Source organism: Clostridium chromiireducens (assembly GCF_003575225.1).
GTDB lineage: Bacteria > Bacillota > Clostridia > Clostridiales > Clostridiaceae > Clostridium > Clostridium chromiireducens.
The window spans coordinates 1-24,758 of record NZ_QXDJ01000009.1; the positions used below are offsets into that span (position 1 = coordinate 1).

20 protein-coding genes are annotated in these 24,758 nt (G+C 30.9%); 2 read left to right on the forward strand and 18 right to left on the reverse strand.

Annotation, left to right across the window (positions count from 1 at the left end; genetic code table 11):
* Positions 1 to 644: 644 nt before the first annotated feature.
* The 7 genes from D2A34_RS24360 to D2A34_RS24390 form a co-directional block, all read right to left on the reverse strand.
* Positions 645 to 1,592, reverse strand: a complete 948-nt coding sequence (locus tag D2A34_RS24360; protein WP_079442482.1) for a GNAT family N-acetyltransferase — start codon at positions 1,590 to 1,592, stop codon at positions 645 to 647.
* A 424-nt stretch (positions 1,593 to 2,016) separates the two neighbouring features.
* Positions 2,017 to 2,859: a PTS mannose transporter subunit IID gene (gene manZ, locus D2A34_RS24365; RefSeq protein WP_202117359.1), complete on the reverse strand. Its 843-nt coding sequence runs from the start codon at positions 2,857 to 2,859 to the stop codon at positions 2,017 to 2,019.
* A gap of 2 nt (positions 2,860 to 2,861) precedes the next feature.
* Positions 2,862 to 3,656: a PTS mannose/fructose/sorbose transporter subunit IIC gene (locus tag D2A34_RS24370; RefSeq protein WP_079442185.1), complete on the reverse strand. Its 795-nt coding sequence runs from the start codon at positions 3,654 to 3,656 to the stop codon at positions 2,862 to 2,864.
* A gap of 160 nt (positions 3,657 to 3,816) precedes the next feature.
* Entirely contained in the window at positions 3,817 to 4,308 is a 492-nt protein-coding gene (locus tag D2A34_RS24375; RefSeq protein ID WP_079442184.1) for a mannose/fructose/sorbose PTS transporter subunit IIB, read from the reverse strand.
* A 78-nt stretch (positions 4,309 to 4,386) separates the two neighbouring features.
* On the reverse strand, positions 4,387 to 4,809 hold the full coding sequence (locus D2A34_RS24380; protein WP_119368232.1) for a PTS sugar transporter subunit IIA: 423 nt from the start codon (positions 4,807 to 4,809) through the stop codon (positions 4,387 to 4,389).
* Between the two features lie 215 nt (positions 4,810 to 5,024).
* Complete coding sequence (locus D2A34_RS24385) at positions 5,025 to 7,823, reverse strand: sigma-54-dependent transcriptional regulator (RefSeq protein ID WP_119368177.1); 2,799 nt, start codon at positions 7,821 to 7,823, stop codon at positions 5,025 to 5,027.
* Between the two features lie 133 nt (positions 7,824 to 7,956).
* Positions 7,957 to 8,721 carry a tRNA threonylcarbamoyladenosine dehydratase gene (locus D2A34_RS24390; RefSeq protein ID WP_079442182.1) on the reverse strand — a complete coding sequence of 255 codons (765 nt, stop codon included), beginning with the start codon at positions 8,719 to 8,721 and terminating at the stop codon, positions 7,957 to 7,959.
* A gap of 346 nt (positions 8,722 to 9,067) precedes the next feature.
* Here D2A34_RS24390 and D2A34_RS24395 point away from each other — a divergent pair, with 346 nt between their 5' ends.
* Complete coding sequence (locus D2A34_RS24395; protein ID WP_119368178.1) at positions 9,068 to 9,760, forward strand: 5'-methylthioadenosine/adenosylhomocysteine nucleosidase; 693 nt, start codon at positions 9,068 to 9,070, stop codon at positions 9,758 to 9,760.
* Between the two features lie 298 nt (positions 9,761 to 10,058).
* On the opposite strand, the gene D2A34_RS24400 is transcribed toward D2A34_RS24395, so the two are convergent.
* The 3 genes from D2A34_RS24400 to D2A34_RS24410 form a co-directional block, all read right to left on the reverse strand.
* Positions 10,059 to 12,062, reverse strand: a complete 2,004-nt coding sequence (locus D2A34_RS24400; protein WP_079442180.1) for a methyl-accepting chemotaxis protein — start codon at positions 12,060 to 12,062, stop codon at positions 10,059 to 10,061.
* 381 nt (positions 12,063 to 12,443) lie between these two features.
* Entirely contained in the window at positions 12,444 to 13,265 is an 822-nt protein-coding gene (locus tag D2A34_RS24405; protein WP_079438054.1) for a nitroreductase family protein, read from the reverse strand.
* 28 nt (positions 13,266 to 13,293) lie between these two features.
* Entirely contained in the window at positions 13,294 to 13,887 is a 594-nt protein-coding gene (locus D2A34_RS24410; protein WP_079438055.1) for a TetR/AcrR family transcriptional regulator, read from the reverse strand.
* A gap of 203 nt (positions 13,888 to 14,090) precedes the next feature.
* On the opposite strand from D2A34_RS24410, the gene D2A34_RS24415 reads away from it, so the two are divergent.
* Positions 14,091 to 15,011 (forward strand): DUF2935 domain-containing protein, encoded by a 921-nt coding sequence (locus tag D2A34_RS24415; RefSeq protein WP_119368179.1) that lies wholly within the window; start codon positions 14,091 to 14,093, stop codon positions 15,009 to 15,011.
* A gap of 559 nt (positions 15,012 to 15,570) precedes the next feature.
* On the opposite strand, the gene D2A34_RS26945 is transcribed toward D2A34_RS24415, so the two are convergent.
* The 8 genes from D2A34_RS26945 to D2A34_RS24450 form a co-directional block, all read right to left on the reverse strand.
* Positions 15,571 to 15,711 (reverse strand): hypothetical protein, encoded by a 141-nt coding sequence (locus D2A34_RS26945; RefSeq protein ID WP_169896736.1) that lies wholly within the window; start codon positions 15,709 to 15,711, stop codon positions 15,571 to 15,573.
* A 315-nt stretch (positions 15,712 to 16,026) separates the two neighbouring features.
* Positions 16,027 to 17,283 carry a DUF1015 domain-containing protein gene (locus D2A34_RS24420; RefSeq protein WP_119368180.1) on the reverse strand — a complete coding sequence of 419 codons (1,257 nt, stop codon included), beginning with the start codon at positions 17,281 to 17,283 and terminating at the stop codon, positions 16,027 to 16,029.
* A 21-nt stretch (positions 17,284 to 17,304) separates the two neighbouring features.
* On the reverse strand, positions 17,305 to 18,213 hold the full coding sequence (locus D2A34_RS24425; RefSeq protein ID WP_119368181.1) for a D-2-hydroxyacid dehydrogenase: 909 nt from the start codon (positions 18,211 to 18,213) through the stop codon (positions 17,305 to 17,307).
* A 624-nt stretch (positions 18,214 to 18,837) separates the two neighbouring features.
* Entirely contained in the window at positions 18,838 to 20,493 is a 1,656-nt protein-coding gene (locus D2A34_RS24430; protein ID WP_079438059.1) for a peptide ABC transporter substrate-binding protein, read from the reverse strand.
* Positions 20,494 to 20,633: 140 nt separating this feature from the next.
* Positions 20,634 to 21,614 (reverse strand): ABC transporter ATP-binding protein, encoded by a 981-nt coding sequence (locus D2A34_RS24435; protein ID WP_079438060.1) that lies wholly within the window; start codon positions 21,612 to 21,614, stop codon positions 20,634 to 20,636.
* A complete protein-coding gene (locus D2A34_RS24440) occupies positions 21,614 to 22,621 on the reverse strand; it encodes an ABC transporter ATP-binding protein (protein WP_079438061.1) in 1,008 nt (335 codons plus the stop codon). Before D2A34_RS24440 ends, D2A34_RS24435 begins: the two co-directional genes overlap by 1 nt.
* A gap of 16 nt (positions 22,622 to 22,637) precedes the next feature.
* Positions 22,638 to 23,585, reverse strand: a complete 948-nt coding sequence (locus D2A34_RS24445) for an ABC transporter permease (protein ID WP_079438062.1) — start codon at positions 23,583 to 23,585, stop codon at positions 22,638 to 22,640.
* A gap of 15 nt (positions 23,586 to 23,600) precedes the next feature.
* Entirely contained in the window at positions 23,601 to 24,527 is a 927-nt protein-coding gene (locus D2A34_RS24450; protein WP_079438063.1) for an ABC transporter permease, read from the reverse strand.
* Positions 24,528 to 24,758: the final 231 nt, after the last annotated feature.

A 24,758-nucleotide genomic window follows, 5' to 3' on the forward strand; every position in this document is an offset into this window, starting at 1 on the left:
CAGCGTTCGTCCTGAGCCAGGATCAAACTCTCAATAAAAAGTTTAATCTTAGCTTACTCAAATAAAGAATTGCTGGTTTACTTAAATGTATTTATATATTCTGTTCAATTTTCAAAGACCAATTTCTCTCTTACAACTACTGTTGTAATATTTTGTTGTTTACTGTCGTTTCTGACAGCCTACTTAGTATATCATCACCTTCAAAGCTTGTCAACAACTTTTTTTAGTTTTTGTGAACTTCATTTCTGTAAGTTCTTCAAATCCTAAGCTGTTAATTTAATGCCTCCCAGTAAGGAATTACATCATACCATCACTGTCTAACCTTGTCAACAACCTTTTAAAACTTTAAAATTTCATTATTTAAATGCATTTCAGTTTTCAGCTGTTTTCGTTTATGTGTTTCAGCGACGTGTTTTATCTTAACATATATACTCATGATAAATACCATAAAATCCATTGTATAACAAAATTGAACTCTAAATTCTACATCTTTCTCTCATTTTCTCTATATTTCTGCTATTGACACGCTAGGAATAGTTATTGCCAATACTACACCACATAATCTCAAATCCAGCGCGTTTCATATTATAAAAGTTATTATTTTAACTTAGAATCGATATATACCTATTCCTTAATACATCATGTTACCTATCCTTAAACTCTTCTCTTATAATATAATAAGTTGCATGATCTTCCCATTTACCATTTATCAAAAGATATCTTTCATTAATACCAACTAACTTAAATCCACTCTTTTCTAATACTGTTCTTGATTTTTTATTATCCACTAAAGCAGATGCTTCTATTCTATGAAGTTCGCATTCATCAAAAGCATATTTAAGCATAAGATTAACACTTTCCGTCATATATCCTTTACCTTGCTCCCCTTCATCTATAGAGTAACCTAGTGTACCATTCTTAAATGATCCATGTATAATTCTCGAAAGTTTTATCTTTCCAATTAGTCTTTCTTTCTTAAAGATCCCTAATTCAACAGTTGTTCCATTTAAGAATTCTCTATAGCTCTTATTCAAAAATTTCTTTTGAGTTTCTAATGTATAAAAGTTGTTATCCTTCACAGGCTCAAACGGTTCTAAATAAGTTTTATTTTTTTTATAATATTCTAATACATCTTCTGCATCACTCGAAGTCAAATTTCGAAGTATAATGTTCCTCCCATTCAATTCGACTAATGAATATCTACTCATTTGATTATATTCTGTTCGAGTTATACCAAAAGATAGTTCATCAAGATATTCACCTTTTAAATATTCATTCTGATTAAGTATACCTTCTAGAGTAAATCCCGAATCTAGAAACGGATTTACATCTATTGTTTCCAAAGTCTTTATATTAACCTTAAAAATATTAAAATCTCTAAATGCAGCTTTCAAAATAAGGTTTAACGTTTCACTTAGCAGCTCATAATTAGATTCTCTATAAAATCTTAGATTAATATCATATGCTTTACTATTATTATTTATTTCTATAGTGGTAAATCTACCAATAATGATATCATCTTTATCCTTTATTAAATATTCTGTTTTATCTTGTTTATTCGCTTGTATCTTCACACTTATATTTGATTTCATATAATTCTCTCCTAAAAAGTACAACAGTACTTTGATATATAATTATAATTTTACTTAGTAAAATGCCATTTTAGTAATCATAATATTCTTTAATAATAAATCATTCAACATCTATATTAATTTTCCTTTTAGTAATTATCCCAAACTACATTATAATACAAAATTATATTTATGTTTATTTATGTTAACTGTATACTAATTTATACTTTAAATACATTATTTTAAGATTATATAGTTAACATAAACATTGTGGAATATTAAATATAATCCACAATGTTTACTAAAAAGCTATACTTATGCACAAAATCCACAACATGTTGTTGATAACTTTTACGTTTTCTCAACATGTTGTGGATTTTATTTTGGAGTGCTTCTACATAATTTTACTATTTAGCTTTTATTTTTATATAATTCTATATTAATTTTATTGTAATATTCCGCAAGCTACGCCCAAGATACCTACCGCGAATAATCCGAATATTATTAATAAAGGATTTACATTTTTCTTTAATAAGTACATACATAAGAATGTTAATAATAGTGGAACTAATCCTGGCATTAAACTGTCTAATACACTTTGGACAGTTGTAACTACTTCTTTTCCATCAGATTGCGTATACCTAGAAAGAACAAATGGTATATTAATACTTGTCCACTTAGAAACAAGTCCACCTATAACAAGCAATCCAAGTACTGACGATCCTTCTGTAAGATATCTAAGCTTATTTCCTGACATATCAGAAACTAGTTGAGTTCCCTTTTCATATCCATAGAACATTCCATACCAGTTTGTTGCAAGCCTTATTGTATTAAAGCCTATAAAAAATATTAATGGTCCTATTATACTTCCAGTAAGTGCAAGTCCTGCTCCGAGTGCTGCAAGCACAGGTCTTAAAGTCCCCCAAAATATTGGATCACCAACTCCAGCAAGTGGTCCCATAAGTCCAATCTTAACACCGCTTATTGATCCTTCATCTATATCTGCTCCATTTGCTTTTTGCTCTTCCATTGCTGCTGTTATTCCCATGATAGGTGTTGCCATAAATGGTTGTGTATTAAAAAATTCTAAATGTCTTTTAAGTGCGGCACTTAGTTCATCGCCTTTGTATAGTTTCTTTAAAGCCGGTATTAAAGTTACGCAAAATCCTATAGCTTGCATTCTTTCAAAGTTAAATGACCCTAAAAGGAAATTTGAACGAATAAACATGCTTATTATGTCACTTTTATTTAATTTCTTTTCACTCATTATCGTATCCCCCTCAACCATATTTACATCATTAATTCTGAATCATCGACATCATCAACACCATAAGTCCCAGCAGTTGCTACTTTACCTTCATTAGCTATTGATTTAATATGGAATATTGCTGCAATAACTCCTACTGCACCAAATCCGATTAAGTTGAAGTTTGTAAATGCTGCTAGTAAAAATCCAATGAAGAAGAATGGTAATAGTGATTTGCTATTCATCATGTTCATTACCATTGCATACCCAACAACTACTATGAATCCACCTGATACTTGAAGTCCTCTAGTTATTACTGGTGGGATGGCTGCAAGGGCTGCATTTACAGCATCTGTACCTGCAAGTACTCCTACGATTGCAGCTGGTACAGCTACACGTATTCCTTGAAGTGATAATCCTAAGAAGTGACACATTTCAATTCCTCTTGTATTACCACTTTCCGCATACTTATCAGCTAAGTGTTGGAAGAATACTGTTATTGTTCTTACAAATATAGTAAGAACTTGTCCTGCTGCTGCAATTGGAATTGCTACTGCAATACCTGCTCCGATTGATTGCTTACCAACAATTACAAGGATTGCTGAAATTACACTTGCAAGGGCTGCATCTGGCGCCATAGCTGCACCAACATTCATCCATCCTAACGCTAGCATCTCAAGTGTTCCACCTAATATAATTCCAGTTTGAATATCTCCTAATACAAGTCCGACTAGTGTGCATGCAATTAATGGTCTATGAAATTGTGCCTCATCAAGTACACTAGCCATACCAGCAACTGCTGCAACTACTACTAATAAAATTAATTGTAAAGTGCTCATTTATAATTCCCCTCTTTCTTCTTAATTTATATATAAAATTTTTAAATTTATATATCTAATTTTTAGTCCAAGTTATATATTCCCTAATACCATGTTGTAAGAAATCCCGAAAGTACTTTTCTTTAATTTATGACCATACATTACTAACTAAAATCTACATCTATATAAGTTTTAATTCTCTCAATCTATCCATTAAATCTATTTTAGGATCTTTTGCCAATTTCCTTACCTCTAATTCAATGCCTTTTTCATGAAGCTTTTTAAATGCTTCAATATCAACCTCATTCATACATAATGCATTTGTAATTTGTTTATCACCAGCTTTAAAGCACATTCCACCAACATTTACAGAGTTAATATCTATCCCACCTTCAACTGCCCTAAGCACATCTGTTGGATTTGTGAATAAAAACAACGTTTTAAAACTATCAAATTTAGGATTCTTATATGCTTCAACTGCTTTTGCTATTGGAAGCACATATGCTTTTATTCCTGGTGGTGACACTTGAATTACTAGTTGTTTTCTTAAGTCATCTGCTGCAACTTCATCACTACAGGCAAATATTCTGTTACACCCGCTCTCCTTTGTCCAAACTGTTGCAACTTGTCCATGTATTAATCTGTCATCAATTCTTACAAAACTAATTTCCATAATTTTATTTCCCGCCTTCTTTATGTTTTTATTTGTTTTATATTAAATTACATGTAATTCTTTATCTAATTAAAATATCTATACTAATTCGTCTTCAAGATCTTCTTCTAAATTTTTATTTAGTACCTTGATAGCATCTTTCCCTGAGTTATTTGCAATCTCCAATAACTCTGATAAACTTGAGAAATCTCTACTACCTAAAACCTCTAAAATCATTGGTAAATTAACGCCTGTTACAATCTCCATATTTTCATGTTTCATTGCAATTATACTGGCTGCATTAAATGGGCTCCCTCCAAAAAGATCAACCATAAATAAAACTCCGTCTTTACTATCTAACTCATTTATGACTTCATTATATTTTTCAACTAAATTATCTACACCTTCACCAGGTTTAAAAGTAACACTGGCTACGTTTTCTTGGCCTCCAAAAATCATTTCTGCAGACTTAAGAATTTCTTCTGAAAACATGCCATGAGTTCCTACTATTACTGAGATCATTATTTCATCATCCTTTCTTGCTACATATATTGTTTCTATACTCATATACTTAGCAATTACCATGCCAAAAAAGTGTGTCAAAAGATACTTCTATGTCCAATCGTGAATTTTCAATGCATATATTGCATATCCACTCCTCTTTTGACACACTAAAGTATCTTTCAACACACTTTTTTATTTCTTTTAACACATTATTTATTTAAGATTAATGAATTTTAACACACATTAATGACATCAACCATGTAATATATTTCATCATCCGTTAATTCTATTGATAATGCTTCTTTAAATATTAAATTAGCTCCCTTTAAAGCCTTTAAATATTCAGGGTCTAGATCAAAATCTTCAGAATCATATGTCAATCCGCTATTTAACAGCATTCTTTCTAATGCACATGCAACATGAAACATTATTCTTAACTTAGCTGGATTTTCATAATTAACATTTAACGAGCCCTCAATAGATTTTATAAAATCATCTAACAGAGAATATATTTTCTCTGGATTAAGGAAAGTTAGTATTTCAGTTAAAGTTTGCTTACATAGATTTTTTAGAACAATTTGATTTTCTCCTTTAACGCATGGCATAACGCTTTTTCCTTCAATAATATTTCTTAAAATGTTCTCACCTGAGCCATCAATCAATTCCTCAATTGATATAAATGGAATACCCATATTCGGATTTGCTATCCCAACAAGAGCTAAAATTTTATTTTTAGCGGAGATTTGTTCTATTGAGTGATTTAGATTGTTTAATCCCACTGGGATAATCCTAATATTATCATTCATTGCTATATTTTTAGTTACAGCCTCTACTAATTCCTTTAATTTAATAGCTGCACCTTTCCCTGTGGAACATATTGTGATTATAACATGGTCTTCGCCCACTTTTCCTTCTGGGTTAATATTACTTGTATATCCTCTAAAATCAGTAAATAAATAAGAATATACCGAATTTAAATCCGTATCACAAAGTGAGCATTTCCTTACAGCTTCTAAAACCAATGCAGTTGAAACCATATCAATACTTTTAGTATTAATTCCTGTTTTTTCAGTAATGGCTTCTCCAAAACTATTCAAAGACCCCATATCAACTAAAAGCAGTACACCTTTTCCTTCATCAACTTGTTTTACTTTCTCAATAACATTTTCTAGAATCTCCGACGGCGTTCTTTCTAGAGGCATATCCACTGCAAGTATGTTCTCTGCATCAAAAAGTCTTTTAGCTACTGAAACCATACTGGTTGCAGTACTTGTCCCATGCGCTGCAACAACAATTCCAACTCTTTCTTGATGCGATAACTCTTGTATAGAATTTAGAAGCAATGCCAAGTATTCGATTTCTACACTTGGAATTATTAAATTATATCTATCTTCTATAAGCTTATGAATTTCTTTAGCTACATCATACTCTTTACTGTCAATTGACGATGGTAATTCAATACTTGCAGAAAAAGAAACTGTATTTTTCTTTATTCTATTGAATAGTGCACTAAAATGCAGACTTATAGCATAAATAAATCTATCATTTAATTTTTTACTCAATCTACTTTCAGCCAACATCTTGATTTCTTGTGCAAAATCAACAATGTCCTTATCAACAATCTTCAATAATCCCTCTCTACGGTTTCCATCACTTTTGAACCTAGCATAAAATTGCTTCAAATGAACATTTATATCAGTTGCTATATAATTCTTTATATCATGATCACTCATACCCTCTTCTTGGAGAACAAAAGCTTTATCCTCTATTATGTTATATATGTTAAATGGCGGTTCATAGGCGTCAGTTTCTAAAAATGTCCTATTACCATCAGGCTTAATGATTAAACTCTTTGGCATTCTACTCCAGACCTCTGTATTATCCTTTAATTTGCCTTCGAAATTAGCTGCGCCATTCTTAATATTAAGGGGAAGTAGATTTAAATTAATATCAATACATTTATCAGTATTCATGCAATTCAAAAATCCTGTAGCACATACTAATTGTATATTTGACTTTAATTGTCCTACATTCCCATAGGTAGCACTCCCTATTAAAGCTTTAACTGCTTCCGATGATATTTTGATTGTCTTATTTACCCTTTGTGCTTCCTTTGACAATAAATAATGTATCAATTCCAATTTATCCTCTATAGGTCTTTCCTCAAAATTAGGGATGACTATAGTTATCGGAATTCTTCTTATAAAAGTATTAAGCAGTGTAGAGCTAGGATCTTCTGTTGTTGCTCCTATTAATAATACATTTGCTTTTCTATGCCTGTCTGTTTCACCAAGTTTATTATAGGTTCCAGTGTCCATAAAATAAAAAATCATTTCTTGACCCTCTGGAGGAAGCCTATGTATCTCATCTAAAAATAGTATTCCTCCATTAGCTTTTTCAACTATTCCTTCTTTCTCCTTTTCGGCTCCTGTAAAAGACCCCTTAACATGACCAAAAATATAAGATAAAAGAAGTTGTGGGTTATTGCAATAGTCTGCGCAATTAAATACCACAAACGGAGCATCCTCTGGTAATTTTTTTATATACTTAGAATATTCATACATTATATTAACAAACAAGCTTTTTCCAACACCCGTACTACCAATTATTAACGTATGAAGCCCATTAGGAGGATATAATAATGCAGCTTTAGCTTGTTCAATTTGATTTTTTAGACTAGTATTTGCTCCAATAAGATAATTAAAAGGAGATTGTTCTCTGTCATTAGTTTCTTCATCATTAGATATAAAATCTTCAATACTTAATATCTCTTCCAAATCTTCTGGTAATTTCACAGATAATATCTCTTCAAAGCTTTTCCTATCAAAGTAAAGGACAGGTCTATTTTTTATTTTAATTATTTTTCTATCTCTACAAAGGGTATTAAGCTCCCTAGACACATTACTTCTTAATATATCTAGGCGGTCTCCAATTTCTTGGGCGCTGAAACCCTTTATCTCTAAAAGATTATTCTTTGTAAACTTCTCAGAATTACTTTCTATATAATTATAAATCCTATCAATACGTTTCATAATTATCACCTTTCTTTGATAAGCAAAAAAGCACAATATATTATTAATACTACCTACTATTAATTGAATATATTGTGAATTTTATTTGTTATATACTTTTCTATATCTAATTTTAGTTTATTATTCGTAGAATTTACTTCTTATTTATTTCTAATATATCTTTTATAACTTCGCCACCGATTATCATACCTGCTACTGGAGGAACAAATGATATACTGCCTGGTATTTGTCTTTTAATAGCACACTTCTTAGTACCACCTGTACAAACACACCCAGTTTTACACGTAACAACATCATAAGCCGGTTTTATTGGAACTTCCTCAGAGTATACAACCTTTAACTTTTCTATTCCTCTCTTGCGTAATTCAGATCTCATAACTTTAGCAAGTGGACATATCTTTGTTTTAAATATATCTGTAACCTTAAATTGTGTAGGATCTAGCTTATTTCCTGTTCCCATACAACTCATTATTTTAATTCCCTTTTTATCGCAATATTCCACAAGTCCAAGTTTCGCCGAAACTGTATCTATTGCATCAACAACATAGTCAGCATCATCAGGTATTATTGTCGATATATTTTCTTGTGTAACAAAGATTTCATGTGTTATTACATTACATCCTCTATTTATTGATAAAATTCTATCTTTCATAACTTCAACTTTAGATTGACTTATTGTCTTATAAGTTGCATGTATCTGTCTGTTTAGATTTGTTAAACAAACTGTATCATCGTCAACAATAATTAGCTCTCCGACTCCAGCTCTGGCAAGAGCTTCAATAGTATAACTTCCTACTCCTCCTACACCAAAAACAACCACTTTACTATTTTTCAATTTATCTAACCCATCTTTACCTATTAAAAGTTCTGTTCTTGATAAAGAATGTTGTGCTGTCATATCTTTTCTCCCCTTATTTAAATAATTAAATTCTATAATTTATCTTATGTTTAATATTTGTATAGCTATCGCTACAATATATATTTTACCTTTTATTTTATAGTTTGATTTGTTAATTGTTATTATACCATAAAAATTAATTAAATCTTAGCAATAAAATTTTTAACTACAAACATCTATTTTGTTCACATTATTATTTAATATTTTTACCTATCAAATTTGTGAAGCAATGATTATAATATAAATTAGTATTATATATTTAACTCAAATATTTTGTTCATACTCTACAATTTAACAAGATATTTATCATTTATACTAATTTAATATTCTAGGAGGATTATTTTTAATGACTATAGGAATAATTGCCGCTATGGCAGAAGAACTTGAAATCTTACTAAAAGATGTAACACTTGAAGAAAAAAACGAAAAGGCAAATATGACTTTTCATAAAGGAAAACTATATGGAAAAGATGTCGTAACTGTAGTTTGTGGAATTGGTAAAGTTAACTCAGCTATCTGCACTCAAATATTAGCATCTGAGTACAAAGTAGATAGAATCATCAATGTCGGGGTTGCTGGTGGAATTGGTAAAAATATTTACCCTGGAGATATTGTTGTTGCAGAGAATTTAGTACAACACGATATGGACACTACAGCATTTGGAGATAAAATGGGTCAAATTCCAAGACTAGATACATTTGATTTTAAATGTAATGCAGAAATGATTTCTATAGCAAAAAAAGCTTGCGAATCAATTCCTGAATTAAATAGCTTTACAGGAAGAATTGTTTCTGGTGATCAATTTATCGCGAATATAGAAAAAATTCAATGGCTTGATAAAGAGTTTGGAGCAATATCTTGCGAGATGGAAGGTGCAAGTATAGCTCAAGTTTGTTACTTAAATTCAATTCCGTTTGTAGTTATTAGATCTATTTCTGATAACGCAAATAACGGAGCACATATGGATTATCAAAAATTCATTCCAGTTGCAGTTAAAAATTCAACTAGAATACTTAAACAAATGCTTGAAATGATGTAATTTAAGTTTATACAATACCCTGCCGAAAAAGAAGGTGCTCTGTTACTCGGTTGCCGGAAAAAATAATTGTGGATTTCTAACAGTAAAAGTTGTGCCCATCCCTGCATGTTCCTGAGGCAAGCTCATGACAAGCAAGGATGGAACAACTTTTACTGAAGAAATGCCTACAATTATTTTTTCAATGCAACACTGCGTAAAAGAGCACCTTCTCTTTCTGGTTAAGGTATGTATTTCAAAACATAAATTTAAATTATAATTGATTTATCTTACATATTTCTACTATTCTAAATCATAAATCTTATAATGTAAAATTCTTAAGTTCATCTTTAAGTTCATTTGATATATCGTGAAGGTTGCTTGCATATTGGGTAAGTTCGTCCATTGTTGCGCTTACTTCTTGTGCTGATGCTGTTACTTCTTCAGATATAGATGCTGATTCTTCTGATACTGCTGCTATATTTTCAATCTGCGCTTTAACAACTTCTTTATTTTGGTGCATCTTTTCATTTAATACTTTAATATTTTCAATTGCACCTGTTAGAGGCATTATTGAATCAACTATTCTATTGAATATATCTTCAGTTTCTTTTATTGCCTCCCCTTGTTTTTGCGACATATTTTTGCTTTCTTCCATGGCTATTTTAGTTGCACTGTTCTTGCTATTTATTTCTCCAACAATTGCTTTTATCTCATCTGTGGACATCTTAGATTCCTCTGCTAATTTCCTAATTTCTTCTGCAACTACTGCGAATCCTTTTCCTGCCTCTCCCGCTCTTGCTGCCTCAATACTTGCATTTAGAGCAAGAAGATTAGTTTGTTCAGTTATTCCGGCTATTGCATCAGATATGTAATTTATCTTGTTTATACTTTCGCCCATTTCATGAACCATGCCACCAGATTTAATTGCATTCTCTTTAGATTTTTCAGCCTTACTTATTAGGTCATTAAGTATAACTAAACCTTGAGTACTTAATTTCTCAGTTTCCTTTGATAAACCATTAATATGCGTTGTTTCATTACTGATTTCGTCTATTCTATCTGATAATTCTTCAACACTCATTGCCACTTCTGTTGCAGATTGCGCCTGACTTGTTGCTCCACTAGCCACTTCCTGTATTGCATTTGATACTTCAGATATTGACGCTGTGGTTTCTTCTGACATGCTTGATATGCTAAAAGCCGTTTCAATTAAATGAGATGACGTACTTTGCACACCTTTCATTAAGTTCAATACACTATCTATCATTGAATTAAAGTTATCTCCAAGGTCTCCAAATTCATCTTTTGCTGTAACAGCAATTCTTTGAGTAAAATCACCTTGTGCAACATTATTAAATGCCTTCTTTAATTTTCCTATCTCTTTCATAATATATGATGCAGAAAGCATCGATATAATTATTCCAATAATTATACATAGCAAGCTAGTCATAATTACCGTTGTCTTCATAGTCATAACATTATCAGTTACTTCTTTGCTATCAATGATTCCAATCATCTTCCACCCAGTTAATGCATCCGTCTCCTGGCATGTATAGAATGACTTTCCATTATATTTCCAAGTATATACTCCTCTTTCCTCATTTTTAGCTGATTCCCAGAATGGTAAGCCACTAACATTATCCTCTGCTTCTTCATTCTTATCATTATTCGCCACAATATCTCCATCTTTATCGACCAATAATATATATCCTGAATTTAATAACTGTATATTACTAATATATTCTTTCATGGAATCTAAAGACACGTCTATCACTATAACACCAGTAAATTGCCCTTTATCATCTTTAACTGACTGCGCTACTGTCATTACTTGCTTTCCTGTAACACTATCTTTATAAGGCTTTATGTATACAACTTTTCCATCTGCTTCTTTAGCTTTTTTATACCATTCTCTTTCCTTATAATTAAATTCATTAATGGTCATTACCCCACTATCTAATACAAGTTCACCGTACTCACCTGCATATCCTGCATTAATAATACCATTTACCGAACCCTTTGTATCACTAAATATATCTTGTACATGTTTAGCTATTAGCGAATGATCTGCTTGTAGGTTTGATAAATCTTTAATATCAGCATTTTTTGATATTACTCTCAGTTGTGTATTTAGTATTTCTAAATATTGAGTAAATCCTTTATCGACTTCTTTGATTGTTTGAATACTTGTTGTCTTCAAATTATTTTCTAATACAATATTAGATTTAACAATGGATACTATCCCAACTGTTAACGTTGGCACCATAAGCATAATAACAATACATGCCACTATTTTTCTAAACAACTTACTATTTTTTTTCATACTTAACCTCCTATAAAACTAATTCTTAATTAAAAAAATAAATTACATAAAACCATGTGCTATAAAAAAATAACACACTAAATGTAATTTGCCTCACTACTATAATATTTCTAAATAGGGTAAAATGTAATATTTCTATAATAACATTGTATTTTATTATATTCAAGTCGTCGAAATTAAACTATTTTAATATTTTTAACTTTATTTTTCTATTTTAATGTCGATAATTGCTATAGAATTAATTATATTTATTTATCTGTCTTTTAAACTTAATATAATAACTTTTTTCAAGATTGGTATTATATATTTTTATTAATAAAAATAGCTATTCTAGATTAAATAACCTAAAATAGCTATATCATTAGTTCGATATATTAGTTTTTACTTCCATAAAACATTTGCATCTTTTCTTGGTACAGTCCTAACATATTTTACATTTGGATATCCAATAACCATGCAAGTTACAATCTCTTCTTTCTCTTTCAACCCAAGTAAACTTCTAATCTCATTATTTCCTTGTGCTGCCATTGCAAAAAATCCACTAAAAAATGTTCCAAGTCCTAGAGCATTAGTCATAAGTTCCATATTTGAAGATGCTAAAGTTGCATTTACAGGAGACTCTGAAACCGCAAGAATTAAAATTGGTGCATTAAAAAATAACTTATCATTTTTCTTTGGATCTTCCTTATAGTCATTGTACATTTTAATCCACATTTGTGCATATCTCTTGTAAGGTAATGTTTGTGCATTTAAATTCGCAAGTATACCTTCACCTCTGACTTTTAGATTTTCTAAAGCCATTTCTTTTAATTGTTCAATATTATCTTTCACTACTATATACGAAACATTTTGACTGTTAGTCCCCGTTTGTGTAAATCTGCCTGCTTCAATAATTTTTAGAAGCTTTTCTTTTTCTACTTCTTTATCTTGAAATTGTCTTGTAGTTCTTCTAAATTTAATAAAATTAAGAAGTCTATCTGCTTCTATTTTGAATTCAGATTCATCATAATCTTTTACTTCTTCCATATTGTATTCATCTGTAGATACTGCACCTTTAGGGCATACAGCAATACAATGTCCGCATTTCATACATGTAATATTTCTGATCTCAGCCTTATTTTCAACTATCTTAATATCACTTGGAAAACAATCCTTAACACAAAGTCCACAACCCACACACTTTTCTTTGTTTACAATCATCATAATATATTTAGCTCCTTTTATATTAATTTCATTTAATCTTAGTCATCTTACAATTCACTAGTTCTTCAACCAAATTTTCAATTGCCTTTTCCCTATCATCTTTGTTATAGAAATCGAATCCCATTTCATTTTTTATGTTTTCTGCCTTTAAGAATATGTAATTTAAATATCCTGCAATTAAGTAATTTTTAACCCAAAATTTATGCATATCATCGCCATAAAGTTCTTTAAGGCATTTATTGTATGATTCCTCTGAACCCAATAAATGTGCTGTCATCTGATTCGTCTCTAAATCATCTAAAATAGCAATCTTTGAAATTTCAGAGTTATCAGCAATAAAATTTGCAACTTCTTTTAATATAAAGGCAAGTCTATAAGCTGGCGGTTCACCATCTTTAGATTTCGTTTTTTCGCTCAATGACTTTGTTGCACAGTTCATGACCTTTTTTACGGCTAATCGAATTAAGTTATCCTTACTTTGAAAATGATAATTTACCATACCGTTACCAAGGCCTGCTTTTTCGGTAATATCTTTAACGGTAATCTCGCTTGGTTTTTTACCTTCACATATCATTCTTATGGTAACATCTATTAATTTTTCCTTGGCATCATTTTCTCCCATCCGTTCGCCTCCTTATTATTATTTCATCACATTGAATGATATACTGTATGATATACAGTATATCATTCAACTCTTAATTTTGTCAATTCTGCACATCCTCGAAAAAGATTATTATACTAAGTCCAAAGCATAATATAATCACTTATTTTGTTAGATGGAATATACTAATAGGTATGTAATAATATTTTGTTCAGGAGTATATAATGCTATCAAAGCAAGAATTTATTAATCAATCTTTAGAGCTAAACCTTTTCTTCTTAAGAATTATGAAGGAACATTCAATATTCATTGAAGCGGCAATTCCACAGAAAAATAAAGACTTAGTAAGCCAAGCTGATGCTTTTAAAAATGAATTTTCTATATTACTTACACGTGCTATATCATTAGCAGATGGAATCATACCATCTAGAGTTTTAAGTTCAAATGAGATTGTAACAAAATACACATTGGATGCTGAAAGAGCAACTCAATTTTCTACTGGCATTTTTATAGATACAAACATAACCTCTATGGAAAATTCACTTTCTTATGACTCAAGCGATAATGATGTATCTACGTTTACAGATAATGTTTATATGTTAAATCATCAAGCTATTACTGCAACTAACCTAATCATCAGATTTAAAACTAAATTAAAAAATGATGTTCTAACCTGCAAAGTATTCACAACTTTATATCCATCATTAATAAATCATGTACTTAGTGAAGCTATAATATTTATGGAGCTATTAACAAGATTGCAAAAAGGTATTAAGATTGATATGAAAAAAGATTTGCTTGCTCTTGAAAACTTCTGGGATGATAAAATGTATGAGCATGGATTTACTATTAGAGGAATGCTAGATCCTACCGAGAAAGAATTATTTATTATGGCCCATAATTTCGGAAAAGAATTTGAAACTTTAAGAAAAGAAGCATCTCAGGTAAATTCAGAATCAGATTTATCTAATCTTACCGAAATAACACTAAACAAAACAATAAAATTTAGAGATTTTAAGACACAAGCAACCGAAGGGCTTTTGACATGTAAAATAAGATCAATAATACTTCCACTTTTAGCAGATCATGTTCTTAGAGAATCAAATTATTACATTAACTTACTCAGTTCATATGATGATCATTAAAATATTAAATCAGTGTAGAAATACTGAAGCAGATTATTGTATTTTTTGAATTGCAAGCTATAGTTTTATGCTTAATTTAATTGTAAATAAATAAGTGAGGATTATTCATTTAACTCCTCGCTTATTTATTTAAATATTCTATTAATACTCTATATAAAATTCCTTGTAAGATTTAAAGTTGTATCTGATATAAATAATAATTCTTTATACAATAGATTGATACTCCCATATTGTATCTATAAAAATATACTAGCATCAAACCCTCATGTTTCCAATAAATATTTACATATGTTTATATTTTTCTATTTAAATACTTACATTTCTAAATAGTTTTCTATAAACATAGATTCCTTTTAAAGCATATTCCCATAAACATAGTTTTATTCATATATAGGTTTCTAGGAAAATCCAAAATGATTCTTACTTTTAAAGTAAAAAAGAGCATAAATTCGAATTATAAAACTAAACCGAAGGCTCTGTTCTACTGATTTTATGCTCCTCTTTATATTCTGTTTTTTACCGCTCCGCCCCGTAGTTAATCTTCTTTTGACGGGGACAACTATTGTAGTTTTATAAAAATGATTGACGACATCCCAAATTTTCCAACACCCTTACATCCATATATCCATCCCATTCTCTCTTCCATCAAATCTTCAAAACATTCACACTTTATAATAAAGTCTGGAGAAAAATTGTCCACAAAACCTTCTTTTTTACCTTCAATATATCCACATTAATCACAGGTTTTTTATAATAAAGTTTGCAGAAAACTAAACAGAAAAAATGACATGAGAAAAGGGATAAGATTTATCAATATCTTATTTCAATACTCTTTCAAGCCTTGAAAATCAATACTTTAATCTTATCCCTCTTATTTTTTTCTATTTAGTTTTCAATATAAAAATCAATATTCTTGATTCGTTTTTCTTGTCCTTTTGCCTTAAAATCTTCAATCTTTTTTATCACGTAAGCATTCTTTTTTATGATGTTGTCAAAGATTATTGTTGGAGGACAACTATTTTAATTTATGAACAAATAATCCACTTCTAAGCTTTGGTTCAAACCAAGTTGATTTTGGCGGCATTACTTCTCCAATATCCGCAACACTCATTATATCACTAACTTCGGTAGCATACATTGAAAATGCAATTTTCATATCAGTATGAACTCTTTTTTCAAGTTCCTTAAGGCCTCTAATTCCACCTATAAAATCTATCCTATCTGATGTTCTAACATCTTCAATTCCTAAAATAGGTGTTAAGACATTATTTTGTAAAATTGCTACATCAAGGCTATCTATTGGATCTTCTTCATTATAAATTCCGTCTTTAGCCTCTAGCAAATACCACTTATCTTCTACATACATTCCAAATGTATGTTTCTTAGCTGGTTTAACTGGTCCTTCGCTAGTTGATTCTGCTACAATGAATTTCTCTTGAAGCTTTTCTATTAATTCATCTTTAGTCAATCCATTTAAATCTTTAACAACTCTGTTATAATCCATAACCATCAAGTCATTATCTGGAAATGCAACTGCTAAGAAATAATTAAATTCTTCCTCTCCAGTATAATTAGGATTCTCAGCTCTCCTTTTTAAACCAACTTTAACTGCTGATGCCGATCTATGGTGACCGTCAGCAATATATAAATAATCTATCTCTTTAAATAAATCTATTAATTCACTTATTATGATATCATTATCTATAACCCAAACAATATGAGTAATTCCATCTTCAGCTACAAAATTATACGCTGGTTTTCTTTTGCTCTCATTCTGAATCCAAGCATCAATTATCTCAGAAGCGATTTGGTCTTCCTTATATGTTAAGAAAATAGGTCCTGTATTTGCATCGCAATAGTCAACATGATTAATTCTATCTAGTTCTTTATCTGCTCTAGTAAACTCATGCTTTTTAATAACATTGTTCATGTAATCATCAATAGAAGCACAAAATACTATTCCAGTTTGAGACCTTCCATTCATTATTTGCCTATATATGTATAAACATGGTCTCTCGTCTTGAATAAATTCTCCTTCAGATATCATTCTATCAAGATTCTCTCTAGCTTTTTCATACACTTTTGGATTGTGTATATCTATTGATGGATCTAAATCTATCTCTGGTCTATCAACATGTAGAAATGAGTTTGGATTTCCAACTACCATTTCTCTTGCTTCATCGCTGTTCATTACATCATAGGGTAAAGCTGCTATTTTTGAAGCTAATTCTTTAATTGGCCTTATCCCCTTAAATGCCTTAACTACCGCCATTGAAAAACTCCTCCTAAATAATTATAAATTAAAGAATTCTTTAATTACTGAAACTACTTCTTCACCTATTCTTGTTTGAGCTTCTTTAGTTGCAGCTCCAATATGTGGTGTAGCACTAACTTTTGGATGATTAACTAATATTTCATTCTTAGTTGGTTCTTCTTCAAATACATCAATACCTGCTCCAGCAATTACTCCATTATCAAGTGCTTCTATTAAAGCCGCTTCATCAACTACTTTACCTCTAGCACAATTAATAAGGTATGCTGTATTCTTCATTAATTCTAATTCTTTCTTTCCTATTAAAGAACCTGCTGCTTTATCATATGGAACGTGAAGCGAAATAAAATCTGAAGTTTTTAATACTTCTTCTAGAGATACGAAATCAAACGCTAAATCATCATGTTTTCCTTCGATTGTGAAATATACAACTTTCATTCCTAAAGCAGTAGCTTTCTTAGCTAATGATTGACCTATTCTACCCATTCCAACTATTCCAAGTGTTTTTCCTGCTATTTCAGTACCTTCATATTTTTTCTTATTCCATTCACCATTTCTCATAGTAACATTAGATACAGCTATAAATCTTGCAAGTGCAAACATATGCCCGATTGCAAGTTCTGCTACTGAATCTGAGCTTGCAGCTGGAGTATTTTTAACAGTAACTCCTACACCTTCTGCAGCAGGTATATCTATATTATCTATTCCTACACCAGCTCTTATAGCCAATTTTAAGTTTCCGCCCTTTTCTGCATCGAATATATCAGCAGTAAGTTTAGTAGCTGATCTTATAACAATAGCATCAAATTTCTTTAATTCTTCTCCTAATACATTTTGTTCGATATGTTCGTTAACAACTTCTGCCCCCAATTCTTGTAGTGCTTCGATTGCTGCACTTTCTAATCCGTCGTTTGTTAATACTCTAATCATTTTAAAAATCCCCCTTAATTTATCGCGCTTATTACTATTATTTTTCAATATAATCATGAGATCTATGCATGATTAAAAATAGTTAATTTAGTAAATTACCCATTTTAAGTAATACATCATTGCAATATTTATCAAATTATATATCCTATTAAAACCATCTGAATTGTAAGGCTAAAAAAATAGCATAAATCTAAACTTTACTAAATTATTTAAATAACTTTTAAATCTTGCAATTCTACAATTTCAACTATTAATTACTATAACATTTGACTATTTAATTTGCATATGTATTATAAACATACCGAAACTCATTTGTTTTATTCTACTACTTATTTAGCTTCAATTCAAGACTTTATTGCTCTGAATTAAAATTTTTAAATAATACTAATTTTCTTAGAACTCTTAAAAACTTTATAAATCTTTTAAAAGCAGGGCTAATAACGATTATTTGCGCCCAAATAGAATAATTTATAATGTTGAATACAGTTCAACAAACGATAAAAAGGCCATTTTAGATAGCATTAATATGCGTCTAAAATAGCCTTTTTTAACTTAATTATTTACATCTATCAATTGTACTATAACAAAAATTTATAGAATAATTATAAAGATTTAGATTATAGATTATTTCTTACCTTCTATATACGCTTGATCAAAGAATATATATCCAAGCGGAGATACTTTTACACCTTTTACATAATCTTTTATTCCAAAAGTTTTAGTATCGTGGTATAAAGGAATAATCGGCATATCTTCCATTAAAACATCTTCTGCTTGATGTAGTATGTCAAATCTCTTATTAGCATCTATTTCATTCTTAGCAGCATCAACTAATTGATCATACTTTGGATTGTTATATCCAACTTCATTATTAGGAGAAGTCGATATAAACATATCAATAAATGTCATTGGATCAGAATAATCTGCATTCCATGCACCTCTTGCCATTTCATAGTTCTTCGCATCTCTTGTTGCTTGGAATACTTTCCATTCTTGAGTTTGAAGTTCAACATTTACACCAATCTTCTTCCACATATCTTGGATTGCTTGATATAATTCACCATTACCATTTTCAGGATTGTATAATACTACAAGTTGTGGTAAACCTTGACCATCTGGGTATCCAGCTTCAGCTAATAATTTCTTAGCCTTTTCTATATCGCCTTTTTCTTCAAAATACTTCTTACTTGCAAAGTCTTTTCCATCTGGACCAATAATTCCAGGTGCTACAAAACTATGTGCAGGCGTTTGGCCGCTCTTAAGTACTTTTTCAACAATTGTTGTTCTATCTATAGCGTTAGCTAATGCTTCTCTAAATTTTGCATTACTTAATACTTTTGCAGCATTTGCATCTATTTCTTTAGCTTTTTCTGAAACATTAACATCAACATATTGAGTTCCTAACATCTTAAATGTAGTGGCTGTCTTATCTTTTATAGCCTGCTCAATTTCTGATGATGGAACAGAGTATACCATATCAAATTGACCTGTTTTATAACTAGCCCATGCTGATGTATTTTCTGTAACCATCTTCATTGTAATTTTATCAAGTTTAATTTTATCTTTATCTGGATAGTTTTCATTTTTCTCTAATACTATTTGGTCTTTAATCTTATAATCTGTGAACTTGAAAGGACCATTTGAAACTAAAGTTTTAGCATCTTTTGCCCAATCTTTATTACCTTCAACAATTTTTTGTTCTACAGGCATATATGTCGTAGAAGCTGTTAATTCTAAGAAATATGGACATGGTGCAGCAAGAGTAACCACTAGTGTAGTATCATCAGTTGCTTTTACTCCAACTTGATCTGCTGTTCCTTTCCCTGTATTATATTCGTCTCCACCCTTTAGATATAGTAATTGGAATGAATATATAGATGCTGTTTCAGGATTTAATACTCTTTTCCATGCATATTCAAAATCGCTTGCCTTAAGTGGATCCCCATTTGACCATTTAAGATCTTTCTTTAAGTGAAAAGTATATGTTAACTTATCATTAGATACTTCCCATTTTTCAGCTTGACCTGGAATTGCTTTACCATTTTCATCCAGCTTACATAGACCTTCAAACGCATTTGCATCTACGATAGAGCCATCAACCGCCTGGTTTAAGCCTGGATCTAAAGTTTTCGGATCCGCTGCTAAATTAAAAACTAACTCTTGTTTTGATGAAGTTGCTGCTTTATCAGCTGTCTTAGAACCACATCCAGCTAAAACTGAAAGCCCAATTGTTGCCGCTAAAGCTACTGCGCATAATTGTTTTACTTTGCTATTTTTCATTGATATTTCCCCCTTAAATAATTATTATTTATTATAATACCTGTTTAAGTTATTATTTCTAAAATTCCTTAACAGTATACTACTTACTAGTCAAATTATTTTATAATTTTTTAATTAAATACTTAATTGCTTTGCCTAAATTAATCATATAAATGACATGCTACAAAATGTCCTGGTTTTACTTCCTTTAAATCAGGATCAACTTCTGAACATATTGGTTTTGCATATTTACATCTTCCCTTAAATCTACATCCTGGTGGCGGATCTATCGGAGACGGGATATCTCCTTCTAAAATTATTCTTTTATTATTTTTAGCAACCTCTGGATCAGGTATTGGTACTGCTGAAAGTAATGCCTGCGTATAAGGATGCAATCCTTCTGAGTATACTTTACTACTTTCTCCCTTTTCTACCATTCTTCCAAGATACATAACTCCAATATGGGTTGATATATGTTTAACCATTGAAAGGTCATGCGCTATAAAAAGATAAGTCAATCCAAGTTCCTCTTGAAGTTCTTCAAGCATATTTATAACTTGTGCTTGAATAGAAACATCAAGAGCTGATATCGGTTCATCACAAACTATTAATGATGGCTCTACAGCCAACGCTCTTGCTATACCTATTCTTTGTCTTTGCCCACCTGAAAATTCATGAGGGTATCTATTAATATGATCGCTCGCAAGTCCAACCTTTGATAAAAGGCTTCTTATTCTTTCCGTTCTTGCTTCACCTGTTAGCAATTTATGAATATCAATAGCTTCTCCAATTATATCTCCAACAGTCATCCTTGGATTTAAAGATGCATATGGATCTTGGAAAATCATTTGCATTTCTTTTCTTAAAGGAACCATTTCTTTTACCGAATTTTTTGTTATATCTTTTCCATTAAATATTATTTGTCCTGCTGTTGGTTCATAAAGCTTTAATATAGTTCTTCCTGTAGTTGTCTTTCCGCAACCCGATTCACCTACAAGTCCCAAAGTTTCTCCTCTTTTTAGTGAAAATGAAACTCTATCTACTGCTTTAACATAACTTTTACCTTTAAATAAACCCTTATCTGCATGGAAGTACTTACATAAATCTTTAACTTCTAAAATTATATCTTTATTATCTTCCACTACTTTATCCTCCTTATAGGTGATTCAACTTTTGGCGCATCCTCGTGGCATAACCAACATGCTGTTTTGTGTTCTTTTCCTACTTCAAATAGAGGCGGCTGCTTTTGAAGGCATATCTTCATTGCATAGTCGCACCTTGCAGCGAACGGACATCCAACTGGTGGATTTAACAAATCTGGTGGCTGCCCTTCAATTGGGATAAGCTTTTCTTTAATATCTTCTTTAGGATTTGGAACACTTCTTAAAAGTCCCCATGTATAAGGATGTTTACCTCTATAGAATATATCTTCAGTAGTTCCAGTCTCTACTATTATTCCACCGTACATTACATTTATTCTCGTACAAACATCTGCAACAACTCCTAAATCATGAGTTATTAATATAATTGCAGTATCAAGCTTTTCTTTTAATTCTTTCATTAAATCTAAAATTTGTGCTTGTATTGTAACATCCAATGCCGTTGTTGGCTCATCTGCAATAATCAGCTTTGGTTCACAAATTAAACTCATAGCTATCATTGCTCTTTGTCTCATACCGCCTGAAAATTCATGAGGATACTGTTTCATTCTCTTCTCTGGACTTGGTATTCCAACTAGTCCAAGCATTTTTATAGCTTCTTTCTTAGCTTCTGCTCTAGTAATCTTTCTATGTTTTAAAAGCGGTTCAATTAATTGATCGCCTATGGTATATACTGGGTTTAATGATGTCATAGGGTCTTGGAATATCATTCCTATATCATTACCTCTTATAGTTTCCATTTCTGATTCTTTGATACTTGAAATGTCTTTCCCATTAAAACGTATTTCTCCGCCAACAATTCTTCCGTTATCTGCTAGCAGCCTCATAATAGACATCATAGTAACACTTTTACCACAACCTGATTCTCCAACTATTCCTAACGCTTCTCCTTTTCCTAAGTAGAAAGATACCCCTCTTACTGAGTGTACTTCACCAGCACTAGTTTTAAAGGAAGTTTGTAGGTCTTTTACATCTAATAACTTTTCCATATGTTCTTTCTTCCTCCTATCTCTTGTTCTTAGGATCTAACGCTTGACTCAATCCATCACCAAAAAGGTTAAAGCATAATATTATTATACAAATCATTGCTGCTGGGAAAAATAATTGGTATGGGTATGTATATATACCTTGCATTGCTTCATTAGCCAATGTTCCAAGAGATGCTCTTGGAGCAGCAATTCCAAGACCAATAAAGCTTAAAAATGCTTCTGTAAATACAGCTTCTGGGATTAATAATGTTAATGTAACCATTATTGATCCTATACAGTTTGGAATCAAATGTCTTATTAATATTCTTCCATTTGTTGCACCTAATGACTTTGCAGCAAGAACGAACTCTTGTTGCTTTAATTGAAGTACATCTCCTCTTACAATTCTAGCCATTCCAATCCAATAAGTTATGGAAAGACCTAACACTATGGTAATAAGACCACTTCCACCAGCTGCTCCTGGCTTATTTAAAATTGCCATAAATATTACTACATATATAGTCATCGGAATTGAAGATAAAACATCTACTATTCTCATTAATATGCTATCTACTATTCCACCAAAATAACCAGCAATTCCACCATATAATACTCCAATAACTAGATTTATAAAAGCTGCTAAAACGGCAATAATCAATGAATATCTAGCTCCGTAAAAATTTCTAACAAACAAGTCTCTTCCAAGATTATCTGTTCCAAACCAATGCTCAGCAGATGGTTTTAAATATGTTTGTGATAGATCGTTAGCTGCATAATCATATTTAGATAACATTGGAACCAAAATAGCTGCCGAAACTACAAGTATTATTACCACTAAGGACACTATTGCCATCTTATCCTTTTTTAATCTCCTCCATGCATCCTGCCAAAATCCAACACTTGGTCTAACTATTGCATCAATTTTCTTTTCTTCTGCACTTAGAGGAGCAAACAATTCTTTTTCAATTTTTAATCCATTTTCCATTTTTCTTTTCCTCCCCTAGACTTCCGCATCTTGTAATTTTATTCTTGGATCAATCAATACATATAGTATATCCACAAAGAATGTAAAAAATATTAACATTGTACAATAGAATACTGTTACTCCAAGCAACATAGAATAATCTCTGTTTGTAACTGATTGTATAAATTCATTACCAAGTCCAGGAATGGCAAAAATCTTTTCAGTTATGAATCCACCAGTTAATATAGAGGCTGTTAATGGTCCAACATATGTAACTATTGGAATCAACGAATTTCTTAAAGCATGTTTAAATATAATTGTACTTTTACTTAATCCTTTAGCTTTTGCGGTTCTTATGTAATCTGACTTTAATACATCTATTAACTTACTTCTTGTAAGTCTTGTAATAAATGATAGAGATGCTGCTGATAATGCAATACAAGGCATTATATCATTTTTCCATTCACCAAATCCTGTTGGAGGTAGTAATTGAAACTCAACACCTAATACATAAATTAAAACCGCACCAATTACAAAGCTCGGTATTGTAATACAAAGCGTTGCAATAAATACTACAACCCTATCCGGCCATCTTCCACTCTTTAGCGCTGCAAGCGTTCCTAGAAGTATACCTCCAATTAGTGACATAATTACAGCTATTATACCTAACTCAGCAGATGCTGGAAATGACTTTTCTATAGTATCTGCTACTCCTCTTCCTTCAAAAACCATCGATTCACCAAAATCCCCATGTACCAAATTATTTAGATACATTGTGTATTGGTCAAATAAAGGTTTATCCGTTCCATATTTTGCTGCCATATTTGCCTTAACTTGCGGTGTTAGCTTGTCTCCATCAAATGGCCCTCCTGGCATAAGTCTCATTAGAAAAAATGTTACTGTTATTACAACCCATATGGTTAACAGACTTACTAAAAATCTTTTTCCAATATATTTTAGCATTTATTCCTCTCCTTCTTAATTTTATCTTTACTTTAATATTGTTAAATTAATTTATATTAATTTGTTGTATTTAGATATTTCTATTGACATTTAAAATTATAACTGAAATATTATATTTTTCATAATTTAAGGAAAGCGCTTCCATACTTTTCAAAAATATATAATATATTAATGGAGTCATTAAACACACTCAAACGTTTAATAACTCCTTTGTTATTTTTTCTCATTAAT